At 68.3% G+C, this 17,943-nt stretch carries 17 protein-coding genes and 1 pseudogene; 13 read left to right on the top strand and 5 right to left on the bottom strand.

Annotated elements, in window-relative coordinates; all coding sequences use genetic code 11:
* Positions 1-5: 5 nt before the first annotated feature.
* The 3 genes from FMEAI12_RS10680 to FMEAI12_RS10670 are packed head-to-tail and all read left to right on the top strand — an operon-like array spanning position 6 to position 2,985.
* Positions 6-851 (top strand): ABC transporter ATP-binding protein, encoded by an 846-nt coding sequence (locus FMEAI12_RS10680; RefSeq protein WP_235013878.1) that lies wholly within the window; start codon positions 6-8, stop codon positions 849-851.
* Positions 848-1,819 (top strand): ABC transporter permease, encoded by a 972-nt coding sequence (locus FMEAI12_RS10675; RefSeq protein WP_112105889.1) that lies wholly within the window; start codon positions 848-850, stop codon positions 1,817-1,819. Before FMEAI12_RS10680 ends, FMEAI12_RS10675 begins: the two co-directional genes overlap by 4 nt.
* Positions 1,816-2,985 carry a CaiB/BaiF CoA-transferase family protein gene (locus tag FMEAI12_RS10670; RefSeq protein ID WP_112105888.1) on the top strand — a complete coding sequence of 390 codons (1,170 nt, stop codon included), beginning with the start codon at positions 1,816-1,818 and terminating at the stop codon, positions 2,983-2,985. Before FMEAI12_RS10675 ends, FMEAI12_RS10670 begins: the two co-directional genes overlap by 4 nt.
* Positions 2,986-3,090: 105 nt before the next feature.
* Here the strand turns inward: FMEAI12_RS10670 and FMEAI12_RS10665 are convergent, their stop codons facing one another.
* The 3 genes from FMEAI12_RS10665 to FMEAI12_RS10655 all read right to left on the bottom strand — a co-directional run bounded on the left by FMEAI12_RS10665 (position 3,091) and on the right by FMEAI12_RS10655 (position 5,265).
* Positions 3,091-3,825, bottom strand: a complete 735-nt coding sequence (locus FMEAI12_RS10665) for a 2,3-diphosphoglycerate-dependent phosphoglycerate mutase (protein WP_112105887.1) — start codon at positions 3,823-3,825, stop codon at positions 3,091-3,093.
* Positions 3,826-3,898: 73 nt separating this feature from the next.
* Entirely contained in the window at positions 3,899-4,276 is a 378-nt protein-coding gene (locus FMEAI12_RS10660) for a carboxymuconolactone decarboxylase family protein (RefSeq protein ID WP_112105886.1), read from the bottom strand.
* Between the two features lie 53 nt (positions 4,277-4,329).
* Positions 4,330-5,265, bottom strand: a complete 936-nt coding sequence (locus FMEAI12_RS10655) for an NAD(P)-dependent oxidoreductase (RefSeq protein WP_304598621.1) — start codon at positions 5,263-5,265, stop codon at positions 4,330-4,332.
* A gap of 482 nt (positions 5,266-5,747) precedes the next feature.
* Between FMEAI12_RS10655 and FMEAI12_RS10650 the strand changes: the two genes are divergently transcribed.
* Positions 5,748-6,935, top strand: coding sequence for a CaiB/BaiF CoA-transferase family protein (locus FMEAI12_RS10650; protein WP_112105884.1), 1,188 nt, complete (start codon positions 5,748-5,750; stop codon positions 6,933-6,935).
* Between the two features lie 62 nt (positions 6,936-6,997).
* Positions 6,998-8,038 (top strand): MBL fold metallo-hydrolase, encoded by a 1,041-nt coding sequence (locus FMEAI12_RS10645; RefSeq protein ID WP_112105883.1) that lies wholly within the window; start codon positions 6,998-7,000, stop codon positions 8,036-8,038.
* Between the two features lie 31 nt (positions 8,039-8,069).
* On the opposite strand, the gene FMEAI12_RS10640 is transcribed toward FMEAI12_RS10645, so the two are convergent.
* A complete protein-coding gene (locus FMEAI12_RS10640; RefSeq protein ID WP_112105882.1) occupies positions 8,070-8,525 on the bottom strand; it encodes a MaoC family dehydratase in 456 nt (151 codons plus the stop codon).
* A 424-nt stretch (positions 8,526-8,949) separates the two neighbouring features.
* On the opposite strand from FMEAI12_RS10640, the gene FMEAI12_RS10635 reads away from it, so the two are divergent.
* From FMEAI12_RS10635 to FMEAI12_RS10610, 6 genes and pseudogenes are all read left to right on the top strand, one after another.
* Positions 8,950-10,362: an aldehyde dehydrogenase family protein gene (locus tag FMEAI12_RS10635; protein WP_112105881.1), complete on the top strand. Its 1,413-nt coding sequence runs from the start codon at positions 8,950-8,952 to the stop codon at positions 10,360-10,362.
* Positions 10,363-10,420: 58 nt separating this feature from the next.
* Positions 10,421-11,509 carry a zinc-binding dehydrogenase gene (locus FMEAI12_RS10630; RefSeq protein WP_112105899.1) on the top strand — a complete coding sequence of 363 codons (1,089 nt, stop codon included), beginning with the start codon at positions 10,421-10,423 and terminating at the stop codon, positions 11,507-11,509.
* Positions 11,510-11,853: 344 nt separating this feature from the next.
* The gene (locus FMEAI12_RS36585; RefSeq protein WP_160144257.1) at positions 11,854-12,021 is read left to right on the top strand and encodes a hypothetical protein; all 168 of its coding nucleotides are present in this window, start codon (positions 11,854-11,856) and stop codon (positions 12,019-12,021) included.
* Positions 12,021-13,403 carry an MmgE/PrpD family protein gene (locus FMEAI12_RS10620; protein ID WP_112105898.1) on the top strand — a complete coding sequence of 461 codons (1,383 nt, stop codon included), beginning with the start codon at positions 12,021-12,023 and terminating at the stop codon, positions 13,401-13,403. The genes FMEAI12_RS36585 and FMEAI12_RS10620 overlap by 1 nt, the downstream gene beginning before the upstream one ends.
* 120 nt (positions 13,404-13,523) lie before the next feature.
* Positions 13,524-13,739, top strand: a pseudogene (locus FMEAI12_RS38010) (carboxymuconolactone decarboxylase family protein); the annotation flags it as partial.
* Positions 13,740-13,783: 44 nt separating this feature from the next.
* The gene (locus FMEAI12_RS10610) at positions 13,784-14,842 is read left to right on the top strand and encodes an alpha/beta fold hydrolase (protein ID WP_160144256.1); all 1,059 of its coding nucleotides are present in this window, start codon (positions 13,784-13,786) and stop codon (positions 14,840-14,842) included.
* 160 nt (positions 14,843-15,002) lie between these two features.
* Here the strand turns inward: FMEAI12_RS10610 and FMEAI12_RS10605 are convergent, their stop codons facing one another.
* Positions 15,003-16,574, bottom strand: a complete 1,572-nt coding sequence (locus tag FMEAI12_RS10605; RefSeq protein WP_112105878.1) for a sensor domain-containing diguanylate cyclase — start codon at positions 16,572-16,574, stop codon at positions 15,003-15,005.
* A gap of 596 nt (positions 16,575-17,170) precedes the next feature.
* Here FMEAI12_RS10605 and FMEAI12_RS10600 point away from each other — a divergent pair.
* Both FMEAI12_RS10600 and FMEAI12_RS10595 read left to right on the top strand, forming a co-directional pair.
* Positions 17,171-17,680, top strand: a complete 510-nt coding sequence (locus FMEAI12_RS10600) for a MaoC family dehydratase (RefSeq protein WP_112105877.1) — start codon at positions 17,171-17,173, stop codon at positions 17,678-17,680.
* A 1-nt stretch (position 17,681) separates the two neighbouring features.
* The coding region (locus FMEAI12_RS10595) for a methylmalonyl-CoA mutase family protein (protein WP_235013876.1) at positions 17,682-17,943 on the top strand (262 nt) is incomplete at its 3' end.

Genomic DNA, 17,943 nt, shown 5'->3' with positions numbered 1-17,943 from the left:
AGGCGATGATGTCGAAGAATCCGCCAACCGGGAGCGCAGGGCCCGGGAAGACCGCTACCTCGACGGAGAAGGCCCCGGAGTTCTCCTTCCAGAAGGTCAGCCGAAAGTTCCGCTCCGGTGACGGGGAGTTCACCGCGCTCGAGTCGGTCGATCTCGATATCGAGAGCGGCTCGTTCGTCTGCTTCATCGGTCCGAGCGGATGTGGCAAGACCACGCTGCTGAACATGTCAGCCGGGCTGCTGGCACCAAGCGAGGGTGACGTTTACTTCCGCGGTCAGCGGCTGAACGGGGTCAACACCGGGGTCGGGTTCATCACCCAGCACGACAATCTTCTGCCGTGGCGCACCCTGGAGAAGAACGTCGGGATCGCCCTCGAGATCGAGCGGGTGCCCCGCAAGGAGCGCCGCCAGCGGGTCGCCGAGGTGATCGAGCTGGTGGGGCTCAAGGGCTTCGCGCAGCGGTACCCCTCGCAGCTGTCGGGCGGCATGCAGAAGCGTGCCTCGCTCGCGCGGGGCCTGGTGTACAACCCCTCGACGCTGCTCATGGACGAGCCGTTCGGGGCGCTCGACGCGCAGCTGCGGTTCACGATGCAGAAGGAGCTGCTGCGGATCTGGGAACGGGACCGCAAAACCATCATCTTCGTAACGCACGATCTGGATGAGGCTCTTCTGCTGGCAGACAAGGTCGTCGTGTTCGGAACCCGCCCGGGCCGCGTCGTCCACGTGGAGGACGTGCCGCTGGAGCGGCCGCGTGACCTCGCCGACCTGCGGCTCAGCCCGGTCTACGGCGAGCTCTGGGAACGACTGTGGAAGTTGCTGGACCACTCTTCACCCGCCAAGGAGGCATCGTGAACCCGACGCCGGTGTCGACAACAGCCGGAGTGCAGGCCGCAGTGCCGGCCGGGCCGCAGGGCGGCGGCGCGCAGGGCGGTGTGCTGGGCGGCCCCGTGGCGGCCACCGTCACCGGCTTGGATGAGCAGTCGTCCACCACCGCGGCCCGCAAGCCGCGCCGCCCGATGGACATCAAGCGGCTGATCGTCCTCATCTCGCGGGTGGTACTCCCGGTCGGGGTGCTGGCACTCTGGGAGACCGCGAGCGGGGACCCCGCGACCGAGTCGGGCGTGCTCATCGACAGTTTCTACGTCAGCAAGCCGTCCGAGATCTGGTCGGCGCTGACCGGCTGGGTCGATGACGGTGTGCTGCTGGACAGCATCCAGGCGACCGTCATCGCGACGGTGTACGGGTTCGCCATCGGCGCGGTGCTCGGCGTTCTGGTGGGCATCGTGCTGGGCAGCAGCCCGATGCTCGGCGAGATCTTCCAGCCGTTCATCGTCGCGCTCAACGCGGTCCCGCGGCTGGCCCTGGTGCCGCTTTTCATCCTGTGGTTCGGATTCGGCCTGGGTTCCAAGGTGGCGCTGGTCAGCCTCATCGTCTTCTTCCTCGTCTTCTACAGCACCTACGAAGGTGTGCGTGACGTCGAACAGCGCCTTATCGACGTGCTGAAGGTGATGAACGCGTCCAGGCTCACGGTGCAGCTGAAGGTCCGGATACCCTCGGCCGCGACCTGGATCATCCAGGGCCTGCGTGTCTCGGTGCCCTACGCGCTCGTCGCGGCGGTCACCGCCGAGATCATCGGCGCCAACACCGGCATCGGTTATCTGATCCAGCGGTCGGCGGGTAACTTCTACACCGCCGGCGTCTTCGCGGGCATCGCGGTGCTTGTGGTGGTCTCCACCATCATCAACGCGCTCGTGACGCTGCTGGAGAAGCGCCTGCTGCGGTGGAAGCCGCGCAACCTGACCAACGTCGGAGCACCATGAGCCCGCCCGTCGGCTCCGGCCCGCTCGCAGGGACGCGCGTCCTTGAGATCGCGGCCCGGGGCCCCGGGCCCTTCGCTGGCATGCTCCTGGCGGACATGGGAGCGGAGATCCTGCGCATCGACCGGCCGGATCCCCCCGTCCGTCCGCAGGCGCCCGACCACCGCCTGGAGCTGTACAACCGCGGACGGCGCTCCGTGGTCGTCGATCTCAAGCACGGAGCCGGCCCCGAGGTGGTGCTGCGTCTGGTCGAACGGGCGGACGCGATCTACGAGGGGTACCGGCCCGGCGTCGCCGAACGTCTCGGGATCGGCCCGGACGCGTGCCTGCAGCGAAACCCGCGGATCGTCTACGGGCGCGGCACGGGCTGGGGGCAGACCGGGCCCCTGGCGGACAAGGCCGGCCACGACATCAACTACATCGCGCTCGCCGGGGCGCTCGACCCCCTCGGCTACGCGGGCGGGCCGCCCGCCATCCCGCTCAACCTGATCGGTGACTACGCGGGCGGAGGCATGATGCTCGCCTTCGGCATCGTGTGCGCGCTGCTGGAGGCGCGCGGCTCGGGCCGGGGCCAGGTGGTCGACGCGGCGATGGTGGACGGGGCGTCGCTGCTCATGACCCTGTACCACGGACGTCGGATGATGGGCACGTGGAGCGACGAACGCGGCACGAACTACGTGGACTCCGGCGCGCCGTTCTACAACGTCTACGAGACGAGCGACCACCGGTACGTCGCGATCGGCGCGATCGAGCCGAAGTTCCAGCGGGTGCTGTTCGACGCCATCGGCGTGGACCTCGACGGCATCACCATGCCGGTGTCGACGATCGACCGTACCGACTGGGCCGAACTGCGGCGCCGGCTCGCGACGGTCTTCGCGACCCGCACCCGCGACGAGTGGACCAAGCTGCTCGCCGACGTCGACGGCTGCTACTCGCCCGTGCTGTCCCTCGGGGAGGTGTCCGCACATCCCCATCACCAGGCGCGTGACGGCTTCCCGGAACTCGACGGAATCCCCCATCCCGCGCCGGCGCCCCGGTTCGGGCGGACCCCGGCGGCCATCCGGACGGCCCCGCCCAGGCCCGGGGAGCACACCCGGGAAGCCCTGGCGGACTGGGGCTTCACCGACGACGAACTGCAGACGCTGCACCGGGACGGCGCAATCCGGTAGCGGCGGCGCGATCGCGGCGATGGCGACCCGGACCAACGGCGATCCGCTTCCCCACGGCGATCCGCCCGCGACGGTGCCCACCGGCAGTTGTGCCGGTGGGCACCGTCATTTCTGCGTCGCTCCCGACGCGCTCAGCAGGACACCGCCGGACCGGACCGGCAGCAGGACGTCGGTGAGGTCGTAGCGCAGCAGGGCGCCCGTGGGCAGCCACACCTCGCTCAGGTCGTCGCCGGCCGGGTCGCCGGCCTGGGCGCCGAGGTGGCGGATCAGGGCACGCAGGACGTTGCCGTGGGCCACGACCAGAACGGTCCGGCCGGCACCCAGATCGTTCGCGATCTCCGACTCGTAGTACGGGCGGAGCCGGTTGAGGACGTCCGCGATGGACTCCGTCCGGGGGACGTGCACGCCCAGCTCCCGGTACCGTGCGTCGTCGTCCTGCCCGAAGACGCTGCCCGGGGCGATCGGCGGCGGCGTTCCGTGGAACGAGCGGCGCCAGAAACGAAGCAGGTCCGCGCCGTACTCGGCGCGGACCTGCATGCGGTTACGGCCCTGCAGTGCGCCGTAGTGGCGCTCGTTGAGCCGCCAGCTGCGCCGGACCGGGATCCAGTGCCGGTCGGCGGCGTCGAGCGCGAGGTCCGCGGTCGACACGGCCCGGCGCAGAAGGGAGGTGTGCACGACGTCGGGGAAGAGGCCGGTGTCGCGGAGCAGGTCGCCGCACCGGCCGGCCTGAACCCGGCCGCGTGCGGACAGCGGCACGTCGACCCAGCCGGCGAAGCGGTCTGCGGCGTTCCAGGAGCTCTCCCCGTGCCGCAGCAGCAGCAGGGTGCGGGACCCGGTCATCCGGGCGGGCTCCTCCAGGTGGGCGGCCCGGTGGCGGCGTGGCGCCGCGCCCCGGGTGACGGTCGAGACAGTCTCAGTCGAGGTGTCCGCCTTCGCGCAGGACCTCCTCCGCGATCCGGAAGGCCTCGCCCGCCGCGGGCAGCCCGCAGTAGACCGCCGTCTGCAGCAGGATCTCCTGGATCTCGGCAACTGTGGCGCCGTTGGTCATCGCGCCCTCGATGTGGTGAGCGAGCTGCGCGGGCCTGTTCAACGCGGTGAGCATCGCGACGTTGATGATGCTGCGCTGCTTGCGGTCGATTCCTTCGCGGGACCAGATCCGCCCGAAGCAGACCTCTTCTGAGTAATCCTGGATCACCTCGTTGAAGGAGTTGCGCTTCTTGTCCTTTGCCGCGACATAGTCGGCACCCATGAGCTCACTCAGGACGCGCCGGCCGTTCTCCTTGTCGGTCACGCTGTTTTTCCTCCTGCGTCGGTGTCGGGTGTGCGTCGGTCCGGCTCGGTGTCTCAGCCGCGGTCGAGAACTTCCTGCACCTCGCTGGCCGAGAGCTTGATCTCGACGCCCGCTCGTTCGTTCTGCAGGAGCAGCGGTGTCTGCGAGTCGCGACCGCCCCAGCCGCGCTCGAGCGCTTCGGCGAAGTCCTCCTGCACGAGACGGGCGGCGCGCATGGGGACGTCGAACTCGTCGGCCAGCTCGAGTGCCAGTCGGAGGTCCTTGTTCGCCAACGCCAGGGCGAACGAGGGCGGCTCGAAAGCCCCCTGCAGGTAGCGGTCGCTGATGCGGTCGAACGTGCGGGCCCGGCCGATCGCGCCCTGGCGCATTGCGTGCCAGAGGGCCGCCGGCTCGACACCCGCCTTGACTCCCATCGTGAAGACCTCGGCGATCGCCGAGCGGATCATCATGCTGGCGCAGTTGTGGACCAGCTTCGCGGTGTTGCCCGCGCCGATCTCGCCGACGAGGATCACCTGGTCGCCGATGGCGTCGAGGACGGCGCGGTGGCGCTCGAAGGCCGCCTGATCGCCGCCGACGTAGATCGCGAGCTTGCCTGACCGGGCGCCTTTGGGGCCGCCGCTCACCGGCGCGTCGAACAGTTCGATGCTGTGCTTGCGGCAGGTCTCGTGCACCTCGCGGACCACGGTCGGCGAATTGGTGGTGAGGTCGAACCAGACGGTGCCCGCCCCCAGGCCGCTGCACAGCCCGTTCTCGCCGAGGCCCAGTTCCTGCATTTCCTGCGGGCCCGGTAGTGATGTGAGGGCCACATCGACCTGGCGGGCGAGATCGATGACCGAGTCGGCCCAGGTCGCCCCGGCCGCCTCGTGTTCCGCGGCGCTCTCTCTGTGGAGGTCGTGCACAATCAGTTCATAGCCGGCCGCGCGCAGGTTGAGCGCCATTCCGGCGCCCATGGCGCCGAGCCCGATGAATCCCACCTTCATGTTGCAGATGTCCTTCCGTTTTCAGGGACGATGGCGCCCCTCCAGGGCACGACCGTCAGACGGCCGTCTCTGGCGGGACCGCCTCTGCAAAAGATCGTTCTCCGTGGATCCCCGCTCGCGGGACCCGTCCGACCTCGATGTCCGCATCGCTCTGCGTGTCGGGTGCTGCATGCCTGGTACCGCGGTGCGTATATACGAATGATCGATTGTATGTGCGAACAGCACGGTAGGGTCTCGTATGGGGGGCTGTCAACGTCCCGGGCGTCCCGCGGGGCGGGATGCGGGGGTGTGTCCCTCGATGCGCGATCGCGTCGGAGGCGTTGACAGTCATATGTGTCGCTCCTAGCATCGGGCTGTAAATGCGTACTCCTGTGCGTAAATGCGAACGGGCCGTGGTGTCGGTGCTCAGCGCGTCGAGCAGTTCACTGCGGCACATCCGGACTGGCGCGCGATCCGCGACGCTCGCGCCCGAGTGACCACGGAGGCCCTGGATGACCGCGCTCGAAGGCGTGAAGGTGATTTGTGTGGGGCAGTTCTACTTTGCCCCTTATTGCTCGATGCTGATGGCGCGCCTCGGCGCGGACGTCATCAAGGTCGAGGCGCCGGAGGGGGACCCGTACCGCCGGCTGCCCACCGTCGACCACGACGGCTTCCCGATCCAGTTCCGGTTCCTCAACTCCGGCAAGCGCGCCATCCGGCTGGACCTCAAACAACCTGCCGGGCAGGAGATACTCCGTAACCTCGTCCGGACCGCCGACGTGCTCGTCCAGAACCTGTCGCCGGGGGCGATGGACCGGCGCGGTCTCGGCTACGAGCAGCTCAGTGCGATCAACCCGGGCCTGATCATGGCGTCGGGCACAGGCTTCGGATCGTTCGGGCCGTATGCCGGCGAGCCGGCGATGGATCTCACGATCCAGGCGCGCAGCGCGATCATGAGCACCACGGGGTTCGCCGACGGGGCGCCGGTCCGCACCGGCCCGTCGGTCGTCGACTTCGTCGCGGGCACGCACATGCTCGGGGGTGTGCTCGCCGCGCTGTTCCAACGCACCCGCACCGGCCGCGGTCAGCATGTCGAGGTGGCCCTGCAGGACGCCATCGTCCCGTCGCTGACGTCCAACATCGCCGGGCTGCTGAGCAGCGCGACCGAGAGCCACGAACGCACGGGCAACCGGCACGGCGGGCTGGCCGTCGCCCCGTACAACGCCTACCGCACCAACGACGGGTGGATCGCCGTACTGTGCCCGACCGACGCGCACTGGCGGCGGCTGTGTGAGCTGATGGGGAATCCCGCCACCGACGACCCGCGCTTCGCGGACATGAGCAGCCGGTGCGCCCACATAGACGACGTCGACGCGGTCGTCGAGAACTGGACGAGGGCCCGCCCCAAGGACCTGCTGGCGCGGATGCTGGTGGAGGCACGCATCCCCTCCGCTCCGGTCGTCACCCTGCCGGAGCTGCTCGAGGACCCGCACGTACGCGAGCGCGGCGTGCTCCGCACCGTCACCGACGAGCAGGGCTCGTTCATGACGCTCGGCAGTCCGCTGTTCCTGTCGGACTCGCCCATGGTGGAGCCGTCGCGGGCGCGCGAGGTCGGCGCCGACACCGACGAGGTCCTTACCGCGGAGCTGGGCATGTCCGTCGACGACATCGCCAAGCTGCGGGAGGCCGGGGTCATCTGAGGCGTTCCGTGGGCCGGTGGGAGCGTCGCGACCACGGGAACCCTGTTGCGTGAGGGGGAGATGTGGGTGAGTCGCGTGCCGCCGCGGAAGCGCCGACCCGACGGATCGAGGGCTTCGCGGTGGCGGGCGGGGTGTGGGCGACGGCGGTCCCGTTCCCGAGTCCGCTCGCCTACTCGTACTCCTACGCGGTGCGGGCGGCCGAGGGGATCGTCGTGGTGGATCTCGGGTGGGACTCGGACGAGGCGTGGAGCGCCTTCCGATCCGGGCTGGCCCGGGCCGGTCACAGCCTCGACGAGGTGATCGGGGCTGTCGTCACCCACGCGCATCCGGATCATTACGGGCTCGCCCGCCGCATCCGGGAGCACACCACGGCCTGGATCGCCGCGCACCCTGCCGAACGGGCACAGATCCGCGTGGGCGCCGCGGAACGGCGGGCCCGTGTCGTGGAGATCGCCGACTGGCTGGGCGTGAGCGGGGTGCCTGCGACGCGGCTGGCGGGCCTCGAGTCGGAGCTCGCAGAGCTCGAGGCGGCGCTGCCCGGAATCGAGACGGACGTCGAGCTCCTCGACGGCGCGGCGGTGCCGGGCACCGGGGGTGCCCTCATCGCGATCCACACACCTGGGCACACCACCGGCCATCTGTGCTTCCACGACCGTGAACGAGGCCTGGTGTTCACCGGTGACCACGTTCTGCCCAAGGTGACCCCGAACGTGGCACTGCGTCCCGGGTCGGCCGCCGACCCGCTGCTGGACTTCCTCGACTCGTTGCGGCACCTCCGGGACCTTCCCGACAACCTGCTGGCCCTGCCCGGGCACGAGTGGTCGTTCGACCGTCTCTCCGACCGGCTCGGCGTGCTGGAGGTGCATCACCAGTCGCGGCTGCGCGAGATCGAGCAGGCGGTGCGCGAGGGGCGGGAGACCGTCTGGGATGTGTCCCGTGCGGTGCGGTGGGCGCGGCCGTTCGACTCGTTCACCCCGCGGTCGCTGCGCTCAGCGCTCGCCGAGACCTACGCCCACCTCGCCCGGCTGTCGGAGGACGGGCGCCTGGTCCGTAGGGCCGGGCGGCCCGAGCGGTGGACGGTCGCCAGAGGCCGGTGCGACTGATCGCTGCGCACGGCTCAGCCGCGGCGGCGTCTCAGCGGACCCGCCGGGGCACGATGACCTTGCGCTGATAGACGCAGACGAGAGTTCCGTCCTGGTTGTAGCCGCGGGTCTCCACGGTCACGACGCCGTGGTCGTTCCTGCTTCTGGACTCCGCCTTGCTCAGCACGGTTGATTCGCCGTGGACGGTGTCGCCATGGAAGACCGGAGCGACGTGGCGTAACGGCTGGACCTCGAGGTTCGCGACTGCTTTCCCCGAGACGTCGGCGACGGACATTCCGAGGAGGAGGGAGTAGAGGTAGCTGCTGACGACGACGTCCCGCTTGAACTGGGTCGTCCGTGCTGCGTAGCTGGCGTCGGGGCGGAGGGGGTGATGATTCATGGTGAGCTGGCAGAACAAATGGTTGTCGTCCTCGGTGACCGTCTTTCCTGGCCAGTGCCGGTAGACGGCGCCCAGGTCGAACTCCTCGTAGAAGCGCCCGAACCGCATCTGTGCTCCCAACGGCAGGAAGAGGAGCGGCTCGCCGCACGACCGCGGATCGGGTCTCGCTGTGCCGGGGCACATGACCCCGCACCGGACGGCCGCATCGTCTCCTCGGCTCCGGATCGGTGGCCGCGCGCCACCCGAGGACGTCCATCGTTCTTATATAAGAACTGATGTCCTTATATACGGACGCACGCTACGAGCGAGCCGATGCCATGTCAAGGCGGCTGTGGGGCGGCCATGGTGGCCCAGGGGTCGAGCGGCTCGTGGCCGCCCTGTCGGTCTGGGTGGCTGCGGGCGGGCGGCTGGGCCGTGGAGGCTCGGCGGGAGCGGAGCCGGCCCGTTGACACCCCTATGTGATCATCGTAGTGTGATTGCAATTACGAATTGTAGTTCGTAATAATGAACTTCGCGACAAAGGGGTGGCGGCGTGATCAATCAGGACCTCATCCTCATCGACGGTGAGTGGGTCCCGTCCTCCGGCACTGGCGTCATCAACGTCGAGAACCCGGTCACCGAGGAGATCATCGGCACGATTCCGGACGGCACGCCCGAGGACGTCGACCGGGCGGCGGCCGCTGCCGCCCGGGCCTTCGACGGCTGGTCCCGTTCGACGCTCGACGAGCGGGCCGAGGTACTGCGAAACCTGGCCGACTTCGTGGAGGGCCGGGCCGACGAGATCACCGAGGCGATCGTTCAGGAGATCGGCGAGCCGCTGAGCATCGCCACCGGTCATCAGACGCTGTCCACGATCAAGCACCTTCGCGGCACGGCCGACGCGCTGGCGGAGGTCGACTTCAACGTGGCGGTCGGGGACACGCTCGTGCACCGGGCCCCGGTCGGGGTGGTCGGCGCGATCACGCCGTGGAACGTGCCGCTGTTGATGATCGCGATGAAGGTCGGCGCTGCCATCGCGGCGGGCTGCACCGTCGTTCTCAAGGGCACCGAGATCGCCCCGCGCAGCTCCTTCTTCTTCGCCGAGGGCACCCTGAAGGCCGGCCTGCCCGCCGGCGTCGTCAACCTGGTCAGCGGCACCGGTCCGGTGGTGGGCGAGGCCATCGCCGATCACCGCCTGGTCGACATGGTCTCGATCACCGGCTCCGTGCGCGCGGGCAGCCGCGTCATGGAGATCGCCTCCCGCACGGTCAAGCGGGTCGGGCTCGAGCTCGGCGGCAAGTCCGCCAACGTCATCCTCGAGGACGCCGACATCGCCGGGGCGGTCACCGCCGGCATCGCCGACGCCTTCCGCAACAGCGGGCAGGTGTGCGGCGGCCTCACCCGCGTGCTCGTGCCCCGCGCGCGGCTGGCCGAGGCCGAGGACGCCGCGCGTGCTGCCGCCGAGTCCTACGCGCTCGGCGATCCGTTCGCGGAGGGGACCAGCCTCGGGCCGGTGGTGACCCGCGCCCAGCGGGACCGCGTCCGCGAACTGATCCAGTCGGGCATCGACCAGGGTGCCACGCTGGTGACCGGCGGCCCCGAGCAGCCCGAGGGCCTGGCCACCGGCTACTACGTGAAGCCGACCATCTTCAGCGGCACACCGGACATGCGGATCGCCCGCGAGGAGATCTTCGGGCCGGTGGTGACGATCCTCCCGTACGACACCGAGGACGAGGCGGTCGCGATCGCCAACGACTCCGACTACGGTCTCGCCGGTGGTGTCTGGGCCGCCTCGCCCGCGCGCGCCCGCGAGGTCGCGCTCCGCCTGCGCACGGGCCGGATCCGCATCAACGGCTCAGCGGTCAACCCGCGTGCGCCGCACGGCGGCTTCAAGCTCTCGGGCATCGGCCGGGAGAACGGCCGTTTCGGTATCGAGGAGTTCCTGGAATACCAGTCGATCGGGTGAGCGAGCGGGCAGGCGACCAGCCGGGAACGCGATGGCGGGGAAGAAGGGCGGAGAGGACATGTCGGTGCGTGCTCGGATAGCGGTGCTACCCCCCGGAACCCACCTGCTCGAGTTTCGGGAACTGACCATGCCGCCGCCCGGCCCGTTCGAGGTCGTGGTCGAGCAGAGCGCGTTCGGGGTGTGCCACAGCCAGCTCGACCGGATCTTCAGCCCTTCCCGGACCGCCCCGATGCTGCTGGGCCACGAGTCGATCGGGACGGTTGTCGCGGTCGGTGCAGAGGTGACCTATGTGCGAGAGGGCGATCAGGTGTGCATCACCTGGATCCCCCGCAGCCCCCGGGAGGGCCGTCCACCCTCGCCGTCCCGGCTGACGTTCCCCGACGGCGAGGTGGCCACGTCGCACAACTGCCACACCTGGGGGACCCACGCCCTGGTCGACGAGCAGTATGTCGTTCGGATGCCCGAGGACACCGACCCCGACCTCGGGAGCATCATCGGCTGCGCGCTGATGACCGGCGCCGGCGCCGTGATGAACAGCATCGATCTCCGGGCCGGCCAGTCGGTCGCGGTCTGGGGCGCGGGTGGCGTGGGGCTGTGCGCCATCGCCGGCGCCGCGATTCTGGGCGCAGGACGGGTCATCGCCGTCGACGTGAGCGACGCGAAGCTCGCCCTGGCGGCGAAGTTCGGCGCCACCGACGGCGTCAACGCCCGCGAGACCGACCCGGTGGAGGCGATCCGTCAGCTGACCCGGCACGACGACGGAACCGCGGGTGCCGACTACTGCCTGGACTGCACCGGCATCGGAAACAACATTCCGGTGAGCCTCGCGGCCGTGCGTCCAGGTATCCGCGGCGCAGGAGTTCGCGGCGGTACCGATGTTCTCGTCGGCATTCCGCGCGAGCCGTTCAGCCTCGACAGTTTCGACCTGCTGAACGGTGAGAAGAGCCTGGCTGGCTCGGTCGGGGGCGGCTGCGATCCAGTCCGCGATTTCGCGACCTTCGTGAACTGGACGAACGACGGCCGCTTCGATCCCGCCCTGCTGGTGACGGACCGGTTCGGGCTCGATCAGATCAACGAGGCTGTGGACGCCCTGCACCACGGTCGGGTCCGGGGCCGTGCCGTGGTCACCGTGCGCGACCCGGCGTGACCGCGGTCGTCACGGCAGGTCCTGCCGGCCCACATGGGTCGTCACCGGCTACACCCTCGTGTTCTCGGCCCTGCTGCTGTTCGGCGGCACGCTGTCCGACCGTATCGGCGCCCGGACCCGCCGGAATTCCGGCCAGGCGAAGAAGAACGAGCTCAATGGCGCGATCTCGCTGCCCCTAAGGAAGATGGTGAGAGCACGCGCGAGCGGTTGCGAACCCGGTCCGCACCGGCCGGATCCGGATCGGCGGAACGCCTATCAATATGAAGGCAACCCCACGGCGGCTTCAAGATCTCTGGTCTCGGCCGCGAGATGGGTCGCTACGGCATAGAGGACAGAGGAGTGACATGATCACCCGCAGGGCTCGCGCAATGGCGTGTGAGACCGGCCAGTTCGAGACGGTCACCATCGGACGTCGCGACGTAGGGCAGAATGACGCGCTCATCGAGATCGACGTAAGCTATCGTTTAGTGATCGACGCGAGCACACTCGCGCGCCAGAAAGCGCGGATTTGATGAACGAGACGAGGCGCACGGGCCTGGTGAACCTCACGAGGATCGTCGCGGAGTACGCCGCATCGACCTCGATCGACGCGTTACCTGCCGACGTTCGGGAACATGGGCGTCTCATCGTTATGGATGAGCTGGCCTGCGCGGTCTTCGGACAGACTCGGACAGCGGGGAAGCTAGCCACCGGCTACGCGGCCTCGATGGGCGGAGCGGGGGCGTGCCGAATTCTCGGAACTGAGCACCGCACAACCGCGCCGTACGCGGCTCTCGCGAACGGCACGGCCGGGCACGCCGACGAGGTTGACGGTGCTCACGTCGTCGGTGGGCATCCGGGGGCGACGATCGTCCACGCCGTGGCGGCGATTGCCGAGCACCGGCGGGCGACGGGCGGCACTCTGCTCAACGCCGTCGTTCTCGGCTACGAGATCGGCAACCGGCTCATCCGCGCGTGCGGTGGGGTCTTCGGGGTGAAGTCGCGGCTTCACATGCATGCGGACTTTCTTCATGCGATCGGTGCGACCGTCGCGGCGTGCCGCATCCTCGGCCTCGGCCCGGAAGCGTACGGCAACGCGATGGCCCTCGCGACATTCCAGACCAACGGCCTGGTCGCGCTCTTCCAGGAGCGGCGCCACATCAGCAAGTCGTTCTGCAACGGCCAGTACGCCTTCGCCGGCGTTTCGGCCGCGCTGATGGCGAATGCCGGGCTGGAAGGATGCGAGGACGTGCTCGGCTCGGAGAACGGGCTGCTTGCGGCGTGGGGCCTTGAGGACGGCGCGAGTTCGCTGACCGACGGACTCGGCCACGACTACGCCGTGATGGGCGCGAACTTCAAGTTCGTCAACGCGGGCTACCCGATCCACGCGGCGGTCGAGGCAGCGATGACGGTGATGCACGATCATCGAATTCAGGCGGCCGAGATCGACACGGTCGAGGTCGGTATGCCTACCAATGCGCTGCGCGTAGTCGACAATCGTGCCATGCACAACATCTGTCTTCAGGACATGCTTGGCGCGGCAATCGTACAGGACGGGCTGAAGTTGCGGGAGAGCCCCTTTCCGTTCCTTCTGTCGGACTCCGACTTCCAGTCGATGAGGCGACGCATCCAGCTTCGGTCTGACGCTGAACTAGACACCGAGCAGCCGAACGGCCGCGGGGCCCGTGTGACCTTTGTGATGCGCGATGGCTCGAGGCTTTCACATCGGGTCGATCAGCCCAAGGGCCACAGCGCGGGAGATCCCATTGGTTGGGACGACTTGCGCGACAAGTGGGTCGAAGCCCTGCCGACAGTCGACGTCGATCGCCTGGTTCGACTTTCCCAGGCTGTCGAGGAGCTGGACGACGTCGAGGAACTGCTCCGGATCTTCGATCCTCCTCGACGTACTGCATGAAGTATCCGAGGGCTACTTGCCTCGGCGCGCCAAACAGTGCAATGACTTCAATGCTGCACCCAGGACTACTCGGCTGAGGTCTGCTTCGGTCGGACCTGGTCGCGGCCCGGTACCGACCGCAAGGTGCGGAGCGTCATCAACATCGCGCTGCTCGTCGTGCTGAGAAAGTCGAACCAGCTGCGCCACCACATTGAGGGTGCGCTCAACAACGGCTGCTCGGTCGACGAGATCCGGGAGATTCCACTGCAGACCGCTGTCTACTGCGGGCTCCCCGCCACCGGCGAAGGCTTCAGCGTTGCTGAGGAGGTACTCCGCGAGCGCGCCCTCATCGGCTGACGCGGAGCACCCGGACTCGTATGAGGGATCGAGAGGGTAGAGAGATGGAGATCGGTTTTATCAGCCTCGGCGCTATGGGCCGCGGAATGGCCGCGAGCCTGCAGAACGCCGGCCACGACCTCGTGGTCAACGACCTGCGCAAGGAGTCCGCCGCCGACTGTCTCGGCCGGGGCGGGTCCTGGGCGGAGACGCCGCATGAGCTCGCCAGCCGGGTGGAGCTGATCTTAACCTCGTTGCCGACTTCCCAGGACGTCGAAGCAGTCGTGCGTGGGGATGACGGAGTCGCCGAGCTGGCGGAAGAGGACATCCCAGCTTGTGCTGTCACAACACGTCGAGCTGCCTACAACGTTCGCTTAGGAGGACCCATGGCCAAGCAGCAGCCCACGGGCTTCGTCCTCGTTCACGGCGGCCGACACGGTGGCTGGGCGTGGCGCGACGTTGCCTCTCGACTCCGCGACCTCGGCTACCCCACGTATAGGCCGACCTTGACCGGCCTCGGTGAGCGAGCGCATCTTCTGCGCTCGGAGATTGGCCTCGAGACACACATCAACGACTTGGTCGGCGTCTTCGAGTACGAGGACCTGAGCGACGTCGTCCTGGTGGCCCACAGCTACGGCGGCATGCCTGTGGCAGGTGCGATGCAGCAGGTCTTCGACCGCGTACGCACCGTCGTCTGGGTGGACGCACATCTTCCACGTGAGGGCGAGTCGGTCTTCGATCTCATCGGTGACGAGCGAGCCGCACAGATGAAGGCGATGGCCGCCGAGGGTGGAGAGGGCTGGTACGTGCCGACATCCGACGCCAGTTGGTGGGGTCTGAGCGATCCCGACCAGATCGCATGGGTCAACTCCAAGACGACTCCGCAGCCGATCAAGACCTACCTCGACAAGATCGGCCCCACAGGCCGGGCCTGGTCGCACCCAGGTACGACGATCGAGTGCAATCCGAGTCGGCTTCCCGCAGTGGAGGTGGCACGTCAACGCGCACGTGCCGAGTCCGACCCGCACTTCCATCGTCGGGTTATCGCCGCATGCCACGAGCCGATGCTGACGCACCCTGATGAGCTCACAGAGCTACTGGTCGAAGCGATCGAGAACCGATAGCGAGCCGAGGGTCAGCAGCACCCGATCCGCTTGATGTCTACTCCCTCAGGTACGCAATGAGACGGGGTCCTTTCTTCGGACAACTATCCCTATGAGGTCGTCCTGATCAGCTCGCGCGTGCTCGGGCGCGCTGGGGGACGGTCTCCGACATGCGTCGGCGTCAGCCGTCGCGCGGCCTGGCCGCCATCCGCCGGGCTGGCTCCGAGGGAGGGCCGATGTCGGTGTCGGGACGGGCCACCTCCGCCTCCGCGGCGTGCCGCCAGTAGCCCCGCCCTCGACGCTTGGCGAGATACATGGCCGCATCCGCGGCGCGTACGACATCCTCGGGGCTGGTGGTCCCGGGTCCGATCATCGCAATGCCGACGCTGGCCGTGACCGGGACCTGCTGGCAGCCGATGGCCAGATCCACGGTGGCGACGATGCGATCGGCGACAGCTTCGACCGCGCCGCAGGACGTGATGTCGCGGCACAGGACTCCGAACTCGTCGCCGGCAAGCCGGGCCACGACGTCACCGGGGCGGACCACACGGCGAAGTCGCCCGGCTACATCACGGAGCAGATCGTCGCCTGCCAGATGGCCCAACGTGTCGTTGACCCGCTTGAATCCGTCGAGATCAACGAAAAGGAAGCCGGCTCGTGTCGGGCTTTTTCCGGTTTCGGCGATCGTGCGTTCGAGCTGGGCGAACATGGCCGCTCTGTTCGGCAACTCGGTCAGCGCGTCATGGAAGGCGCGATGATGCGCGTCGGCGGCAAGGAGGCGTTCCCGCTCGGCTGACTGCGCCGCAACGCTGGCCGCCGAGATCTGCGTGGCCACGAGACTCAGGAAACTCCGGTAGTCCGCGTTCAAAGGGAGCCGGTCGCTCGTCCCGAAGATGAGAAGTCCGACAGGGCGTCTGTCGCCTCCCTCCGGCAGGGGGACGACCATCGCGGCGGTGGACGGCGGGGTCTCAGTCGACTGCCGTAACGCGAGACGGGCCAGCAGACGAGCGACGATCTGCGTCCGTCCCGCAACCATCGAGTCCCCGAGTCCGGAGGCGTCGCCGGGATCGAGCGTGTACGGGGTTCCCGTGGCTCCGGCGATACCAGCCGACGCCGTCACGGCGAGCTTCCGTGTCTGTGCCTCCTCGAGGACAACGAGGCAGTAGGGGATGTCGGAGGTGAAGCGACCGAGCACCTCGATGCCCTGGGTGAACACCTCCGCCTGGCTGGGCCGACCGGCCGTGGCGCTGACGAGCTCGTGCAGACATCGAAGGCGTCGTGTGCCGAGTACCTGCCGGGTGGTCTCCTGCAACGCGGCGAACACGCCAGCCACACCGCCCGCCGGAAGGCGCCGGATCGGGCTGTAGGAGAAGGTGAAATAGCAGTCCTCGAGATAGCCGTGGCGATTGAGCCTGGACGGCCAGTCCTCCTCCCACGTCGCTTCGCCGCCGGACATCACCTGCTCAAGCATGGGGACAAGCCGGTCCGCCGCCTCGGGAAAGACGTCCCGAAACGGCTGGCCTATACATCCCGGATGCTTGCGGCCGAGCATGGGTATGACGGCGTCGTTGTGTATCTCGACCAGGTCCGGGCCCCACAGGATCTCCAGCGGGAAGTGTGACTCAAGGCAGAGGCCCACGGCCATGCGCAGTGACTTTTCCCAGTCGCTGAGCGGCCCGAGTGGTGTGTTGGACCAGTCCATGGACATCATCAGGCGCCCGGTCTTGCTGCCGGCAGCGAAAATGCGGGTCATGCTGTCTGGGCCGCCCGCGGTGGAACTGATATTCCACCCACAGTGGTCTGGGGTATTTTGACCCGAAGCGCCGATTTTACTCTGCCTTTTCTGTGATCGTATCCCGACTCTTTCCCGATATTCCCCGGGTCGGGTACGCAAAACCAGGAGGTGCCCTCGGGCCGCCTGGTCGTCGGGGTTGCCTCGCCGTCGGTCGCGGAGGTCGGTCGCGAGATCTCCCGCCCTGGAGTCGTCGGGTGGAGAGGAGGCGGGGAGGTGCCGCCCCACCGGCACAGGCCCGACCAGGCTGGCCGCCCTGCCTGGTGGATCTTCCCGGTTGGACGAGTCGCGAGCCACAGGATCCGGTCGGGGATCGACTCCGCCGCCTTGACAGCGAGATAGTTCCTATATAGAAACATATGTGCGTATATACAAGCGCCGTGCTGGGCGGTCCCGGCTGGCACGGCGCGACGACCGCCGCTACGGAGGCCGCAGGGAAGCGGCGCCCTGGGACGGCTGGAGGCTCGGGCGATCGAGCGCTCGCAGAGATCAGACGGAGTCGGGCGCGATCCGCGGGCGCAGACCGAACCGCTCATCCCGCGCAGTTGGGGGAACACATGCAGTTTGGCCGGTACTACGAGGAGTTCGAGGTCGGCGCGGTCTACAGGCACTGGCCTGGAAAGACGGTCACCGAGTACGACGACCATCTGTTCTGCCTGCTCACGATGAACCACCACCCGCTGCACCTGGACGCCAACTACGCCGAGCACACCACCCAGTTCAAGCGCAACGTGGTCGTCGGGAACTACGTCTACTCGCTGCTGCTCGGGATGTCCGTCGCCGACGTTTCCGGCAAGGCGATCGCCAACCTGGAGGTCGAGTCGCTGCGGCACGTGGCGCCGGTCTTCCACGGGGACACGATCTACGGCGAGTCGACGGTGCTGGCCAAGGTGGAGTCGAAGAGCAAGGACGACCGCGGCATCGTGACGGTCGAGACCCGCGGCCTCAACCAGGACGGCACCCTGGTCTGCGTCTACCGGCGCAAGGTGATGGTCCCCAAGCGGTCCTACGGCGAGGCCCGCGGGGGAGAACAGCCCGGCCGGCCGACGCTTCAGGGCGCGGGCTGACGTGGTCGAGGCGCCTGCAGGTCGGCGGCCAAGGGCCGATCAGGACCTGCCCGCGTATGAGCGTGACCGGCCGTGGATCGTGCGGACCTACGCGGGTCATTCGAGTCCGGCGGAGAGTAACGTTCTGTACCGGCGGAATCTGGCGAAGGGGCAGACGGGTCTGTCGGTGGCCTTCGATCTGCCGACGCAGACCGGGTACGACCCGGATCATGTGCTGGCGCGTGGTGAGGTCGGGAAGGTGGGTGTGCCGGTCGCGCATCTCG

This window comes from Parafrankia sp. Ea1.12 (assembly GCF_900465275.1).
Classification (GTDB): Bacteria; Actinomycetota; Actinomycetes; order Frankiales; family Frankiaceae; genus Parafrankia; species Parafrankia soli.
This window is presented reverse-complemented; position numbering and strand designations above follow the sequence as displayed.

Bases quoted from the DNA above. Each gene is read 5' to 3' on its own strand.
- FMEAI12_RS10640 (WP_112105882.1), bottom strand. From the start codon at position 8,525: ATGCGGTTCGGGCGCTTCTACGAGGAGTTCGACCTGGGCGCCGTCTAC.
- FMEAI12_RS10650 (WP_112105884.1), top strand. From the start codon at position 5,748: ATGACCGCGCTCGAAGGCGTGAAGGTGATTTGTGTGGGGCAGTTCTAC.
- FMEAI12_RS10610 (WP_160144256.1), top strand. From the start codon at position 13,784: ATGGAGATCGGTTTTATCAGCCTCGGCGCTATGGGCCGCGGAATGGCC.
- FMEAI12_RS10605 (WP_112105878.1), bottom strand. From the start codon at position 16,574: ATGACCCGCATTTTCGCTGCCGGCAGCAAGACCGGGCGCCTGATGATG.
- FMEAI12_RS10630 (WP_112105899.1), top strand. From the start codon at position 10,421: ATGTCGGTGCGTGCTCGGATAGCGGTGCTACCCCCCGGAACCCACCTG.
- FMEAI12_RS10600 (WP_112105877.1), top strand. From the start codon at position 17,171: ATGCAGTTTGGCCGGTACTACGAGGAGTTCGAGGTCGGCGCGGTCTAC.
- FMEAI12_RS10620 (WP_112105898.1), top strand. From the start codon at position 12,021: ATGAACGAGACGAGGCGCACGGGCCTGGTGAACCTCACGAGGATCGTC.
- FMEAI12_RS36585 (WP_160144257.1), top strand. From the start codon at position 11,854: ATGATCACCCGCAGGGCTCGCGCAATGGCGTGTGAGACCGGCCAGTTC.
- FMEAI12_RS10665 (WP_112105887.1), bottom strand. From the start codon at position 3,825: ATGACCGGGTCCCGCACCCTGCTGCTGCTGCGGCACGGGGAGAGCTCC.
- FMEAI12_RS10670 (WP_112105888.1), top strand. From the start codon at position 1,816: ATGAGCCCGCCCGTCGGCTCCGGCCCGCTCGCAGGGACGCGCGTCCTT.
- FMEAI12_RS10680 (WP_235013878.1), top strand. From the start codon at position 6: ATGATGTCGAAGAATCCGCCAACCGGGAGCGCAGGGCCCGGGAAGACC.